General features: G+C 69.1%; 1 protein-coding gene. It reads right to left on the bottom strand.

Features of this window, described 5'->3' with window-relative positions; genetic code table 11:
- Positions 1-5,614: amino acid adenylation domain-containing protein (locus CAG33_RS27925; RefSeq protein ID WP_139835923.1), on the bottom strand; the 5,614-nt coding region annotated here is incomplete at both ends.

Here is a 5,614-nt window from a genome sequence, read left to right on the forward strand (position 1 = left end):
GCCGGTGTCGTCCGCCGGCCATTGTTGGAGGTCGAGGTCGAGCACCGGCACCGCCAGCGCCGGCAACCGCTCGCGCAAACCGCTTTGGGTCAGCACCGCCACCGGGGCGCTGTCGCTGAGCAGGTACTCCAGGCGCTCGGCCGGGTGCGCCGGATCCACCGGCACGTAGCCGGCGCCGGCCTTGAGGATCGCCACCAGGCCGACCAAGGTGTCCAGCCCGCGGCGGGCGACGATGGCGACGCGGTCGTCGGGGCGCACGCCCAGCCCGGTCAGGTGCCGGGCCAGGGCGTTGGCGCGGCGATTGAGGTCGGCGTAGGTCAGCTGTTCGCCGAGGAACGCGGCGGCCACGGCGTCGGGCCGCTGTTCGGCCTGGGCTTCGAAGCGTTGCTGGGTGGTGAGGCCTTGCGGGTAGGCGGCGGCGCTGGCGTTGAAGCCGTGCAGCACTTGCTCGCGTTCCGCCGCCGTCAGGATCGTCAGTTGATCGATCGGCAGGTTCGGCGACTGCTCCAACGCAAGCGCCAGGCGCTCCAGCGCGCCGTGCATGTATCCGCAGATCCGCCGGGCCTCGATCCCCGCCCCGGTCAACGCCGTCAGGCTGAAATCCTCGCCCAGGTCATCGACGCTGAGGGTCACGGGATAGTTGGTGTGTTCCTCGGCCTCCAGCAATCGCATGCCCTGCCAGGCGCGCTCCGCCTCGGCGGAGGCTGCACCCTGCGGTGCGCTGTGGCGGTAATTGAGCAACGTGCCGAACAGCGGCGTGCCCGGCGCCATGGCGCTGCAATGCTGCACCAGCGCCAGTTGCACGTGTTCATGCTCCAGCAGTTGGTTCAAGCGTTGCTGGACGGCCAGCGCGGCGGCCTTCACGGTTTGCCCGGTCAGGCCGATGCGCAGCGGCAAGGTATTGACGAACACCCCCGGCGAGCGCTCGACACCCTCGCCGCCGTGCAGGCGGCCGAGCAGGACGGTGCCAAATACCACGTCGTCGCGGCCCGCCAGTTGCCCCAGCACCTGAGCCCAGGCCAGGTGCATCAGGCTGGCGACGCTGATGCCCAGGCGTCGGGCCTGGCGCCGCAGCGTACGGCTGAGCGGATTGTCCAGCGTCAGGTGCGCCCGCGCCGTCTCGCCGCCCTGGGCGGCATGGCGGCCATAGGGCACGGTCGCTTCCTCGACATCGCCAAGCATCGCCCGGAAGAACGCCTCGTGCGCCCGGTCGTCGAGGCCCGAATGCGCGCGGGCCACGTGGTTGCGGTACGGCACCGGTTCCGCCAAGCGCTGCTCGTGACCGAGCAGCACGGCGTTCATCTCGTGTTGCAGCACCTCAAGCGCTACGTGATCCATCACCAGGTGATGGAACAGCAGCAGCGCCACCACGCGCCGGTTGTCCGCATCCCAGGCATGCACCACACGCAGCAACGGTGCCTGATCCACGGCCATGCGGTAATGCCGGACATTGAACCGCGCGCGCAACTGCGTCAGCGCGTCCCCCGCCTCCGCGTCCAGCTCCAGCGTTTCGCTCACCAGCGACGCCTGGCGCCAGACCACCTGCACCGGTTCGTCCAGCCCTTCGTAGTAGAACGAGGTGCGCAGGATGTCGTGACGGTCGATCACATGCTGCAAGGCCTCGGCGAACGCGTTCAGACGCTGCTCGTCGGCGAAGGCGAACTGCGCCTGCAGCACGTACGGATCGCCCTCGGTGGCCGTCAGGTGATGGAACAGGATCCCGGCCTGCAACGGCGCCAGCGGGTAAATGTCCTGCACGTTGGCCGCGCCGCCAGGGATGCCGGCGACGATGCGGTCGATGTCGGCCTGCTCCAGCGCAACCAGCGGCAACAGCTCAGGCGTGATCCGCCGGCAGTCCGGCGCGATGCGGTTGGCCGGCACTTCGGCTTCCGGCGCCCCGCCGACGGCGGCCGCCAGTGCGGCGAGGGTCGGCTGGTTGAACAGCACGCGCACGTCTGCCGTCAGGCCGGCGCGGCGCATGCGGGCGACCAGATTGACCGCCAGCAGCGAGTGCCCGCCCAGTTCGAAGAAATGGTCATGACGCCCGACCCGCTCGACGTTGAGCAGCTCGCACCACAGTTGCGCAAGGGTGATTTCCGTCTCGCCGACCGGGGCCTCGTACTGGCGCACGCTCGCCGCAGCCTGATCCGGCGCCGGCAATGCCTTGCGGTCGAGCTTGCCGTTGGGGCTCAGCGGCCAGGCGTTCAGGTGCACGAACAGCGCCGGCACCATGTAGTCCGGCAGGTGTTCGAGCAGCCGTGTGCGCAGGTCCTCCACCGATTGCGCTGTGCCGGTGTAGTACGCCACCAGCCGCTTGTCCCCCGGCACGTCCTCCCGGGCCAGCACCGCCGCTTCCTGCACGCCGTCCAGGGCGCTCAGGCGCGACTGGATCTCGCCCAGCTCGATGCGCAGGCCGCGGATCTTCACCTGGTCGTCGTTGCGGCCCAGGTATTCGATGTTGCCGTCGGCCAGCCAGCGGGCGACGTCGCCGGTGCGGTACATCCGGCCCTGCGGCCGGAACGGATCCTCCAGGAACCGTTCGGCGCTGAGCGGCGCACGGTTGAGGTAACCCCGCGCCACTTGCACGCCGCCGATGTACAGCTCGCCGACCACGCCCAGCGGCACCGGTTGCCGTTGCCCGTCGAGGATGTACATCCGGGTGTTGGCGATCGGTTTGCCGATGGGGGTGTTGTCCGGCGTGGTGTCGAGGGGGCCCGCGCAGTCCCACGCGGTGACGTCCACCGCCGCTTCGGTCGGGCCGTACAGGTTGTGCAGGCCGATGCCCGGCAACTGCTGCTTGAAGCGCCGCACCAGGCTGCCCGGCAGCGCCTCGCCGCTGCACATCACCTGACGCAGGCCGGCGCAGCGGGCGGTGTCGCCATGGGCGAGGAACACGTCGAGCATCGACGGCACGAAGTGCAGCGTGGTGACGCGTTCCGCCGCGATGATGTCGCTCAGGTACTGCGGATCCTTGTGGCCCTCGGGCCGGGCCATGACCAGCCGCGCCCCGGTCATCAGCGGCCAGAAGAACTCCCACACCGACACGTCGAAGCTGAACGGGGTCTTTTGCAGCACCGTGTCCTCGGCGCTCAGGCGGTAGGCGTCCTGCATCCACAGCAGGCGGTTGACCACACCGGAATGCTCGTTGATCACGCCCTTGGGTTGGCCGGTGGAGCCGGAGGTGTAGATCACGTAGGCCATGTGCTGCGGGGTCAGGCCCTGCGCCGGCAGGTTGTCGGCAGGTTGCGATGCCCAAACCGCTTCGTCGAGGTCGACCACCTGGGCGGCGGATTCCCCGAGCACACTGCGGGTCGCGCCGTGCACCAGCACCGCCAGCGGGGCGCTGTCGTCCAGCATGTAGGCCAGGCGTTCCGCCGGGTAGGCCGGGTCCAACGGCACGTAGCCGCCGCCGGCCTTGAGGATCGCCAGCAGGCCCACCACCATCTCCGGGCTGCGCTCGACGCAGATCCCCACCCGCGCATCCGGGCCCACGCCCAAGCCGCGCAAGTGACGGGCCAGGCGGTTGGCCTGGCGGTTCAGCTCGGCGTAGCTCAAGGAACAGTCGCCGCTCTTGACCGCCACGGCCTGCGGCGTGCGCAAGGCCTGGGCCTCGAACAGGCCATGGATCGTCTGTTGCAGGTCGTAGTCGACGTCGGTGGCGTTGAGATCGAACAGCAACGCCTGCCGTTCGTCTTCCGCCAGCATCGGCACCTGCTCCAGCACCGCGTGGTCATCACTGGCCATCGCTTGCAGCAGCCGCTGCAGGTAACCGAAGTAACGCACGACCGTCGCTTCGTCGAACAACGCCGTGGCGTACTCCAGCGTGCCGCGAAGCTCGCCTTGCGCCTCGCGCAGGGTCAGCGACAGGTCGAACTTGGCGAAGTGGCTGGGCTCGGCGACGCCTTCGAGCGCCAGGTTGTCGAGGACCAGGCGTTCGCCCTGACGGCTCTCCCAACTGAACAGGGTCTGGAACAACGGGCTGTGGGCCAGGCTGCGCTCCGGCTTGACGATGTCCACCACTTGCTCGAACGGCAGGTCCTGGTGGGCCTGGGCTTCCAGCGTGCGGGCCTTGACCTGGGCCAGCAGCGCTTCGGTGCTCAGCTCGCCCGAGGTGTCGATGCGCAGCGCCAGGGTGTTGACGAACATGCCGATCAGGCCTTCGATCTCGGCCCGGCCACGGTTGGCCACCGGCGAGCCGATCACCACGTCCGCTTGGCCGGACAGGCGCGCCATCAGCATCGCCCACGCGCCCGTCAGAGCCATGTACAGCGTCACGCCGTGGCGCTGGCACAACGCGTTGAGGCCGGCGGTCAGGCGTTCATCCAAGGTGATTTCGATCTGGCGGCCGGCGTAGTCCTGCTGCGCCGGCCGCGGCCGGTCGGTGGGCAAGGCCAGCAAAGCCGGCGCGCCGCTCAGGGTCTGGCGCCAGTAGTCGCTCTGGCGTTGCAGCACCTCGCCGCTGAGCCAGCGGCGTTGCCACACGGCGTAGTCGGTGTACTGCAAGGCCAGCGGCGGCAGCGGATCGGGCTCGCCGTGGCTGAAGGCCTGGTAAAGCGCCATCAGCTCGCGGGTCAGCACGCCCATGGACCAACCGTCGGTGACGATGTGGTGCAAGGTCAGCAGCAAGACGTGGTGATCATCGGCCATGCGCACCAGCCGTCCGCGGATCAGCGGATCGCCCTCCAGGTCGAACGGGGCCGACGCTTCGCCCTCGATCAACGCCAGCAACGCGTCTTCGGCCTGCGGGTGGCGGCGCAGGTCTTCAGCCTGCAACGGCAAGCCGCTGTCCACCGGGGCGATCAGCACCTCGGCTTCGTCATTGAACTGGGCGAAGCGGCTGCGCAGGGTTTCGTGGCGGGCGACAATCCGCGCCAATGAGCGCTGCAGCGCGTCTTCGTCGAGGCGCCCGCGCAGGCGCAGGGCGATCGGGATGTTGTACGCCGTGTTGGCCCCTTCCATCTGCGACAGGAACCACAACCGCTGCTGGGCGAACGACAGCGGCAGCGCCTGGTCGCGCGGCGCCGGCACGATGTCCGGCAGCGTGCTGCGGCCCGAACGGGACAGCACCTCGGCCACGGCGGCCAGTTCGGCGTTGGCGAACAGGTCGCTCAGTGCCAACTCCACGCCCAGCCGCTGACGCACCTGGGACACCATGCGCATCGCCAGCAGCGAATGCCCGCCCAGTTCGAAGAAGTGGTCGTGGCGCCCCACCCTTTCCACTTGCAGCACCTCGGCCCAGACCTGCGCCAATGCGTTCTCCAGCTCGCCCTGCGGCACCTCGTACTCGCGGGTGAACAACGCGCTGCGCTCGGGTTTGGGCAAGGCCTTGCGGTCGAGCTTGCCGTTGGCGGTCAGCGGCAACGCGTCGAGCCGGACGAACGCCGACGGCACCATGTATTCCGGCAGTTGGCTCAGCAGGTGCGTGCGCAGTTCGCCCACCTCCAGCGGCTCGACTTGTGCCTGGGCGGTGAAGTACGCCACCAGGCGCACTTGGCCGGGTTCATCCTCCCGGGCCAGCAGCACCGCCTCCTGGATCCCCGGCAGGTGGTTGAGGCAGTTCTCGATCTCGCCCAACTCGATGCGCACGCCGCGGATCTTCACCTGGTCGTCGTTG

It is taken from the genome of Pseudomonas sp. B3(2017) (assembly GCF_002113595.1).
GTDB classification, from domain to species: domain Bacteria; phylum Pseudomonadota; class Gammaproteobacteria; order Pseudomonadales; family Pseudomonadaceae; genus Aquipseudomonas; species Aquipseudomonas ekonensis.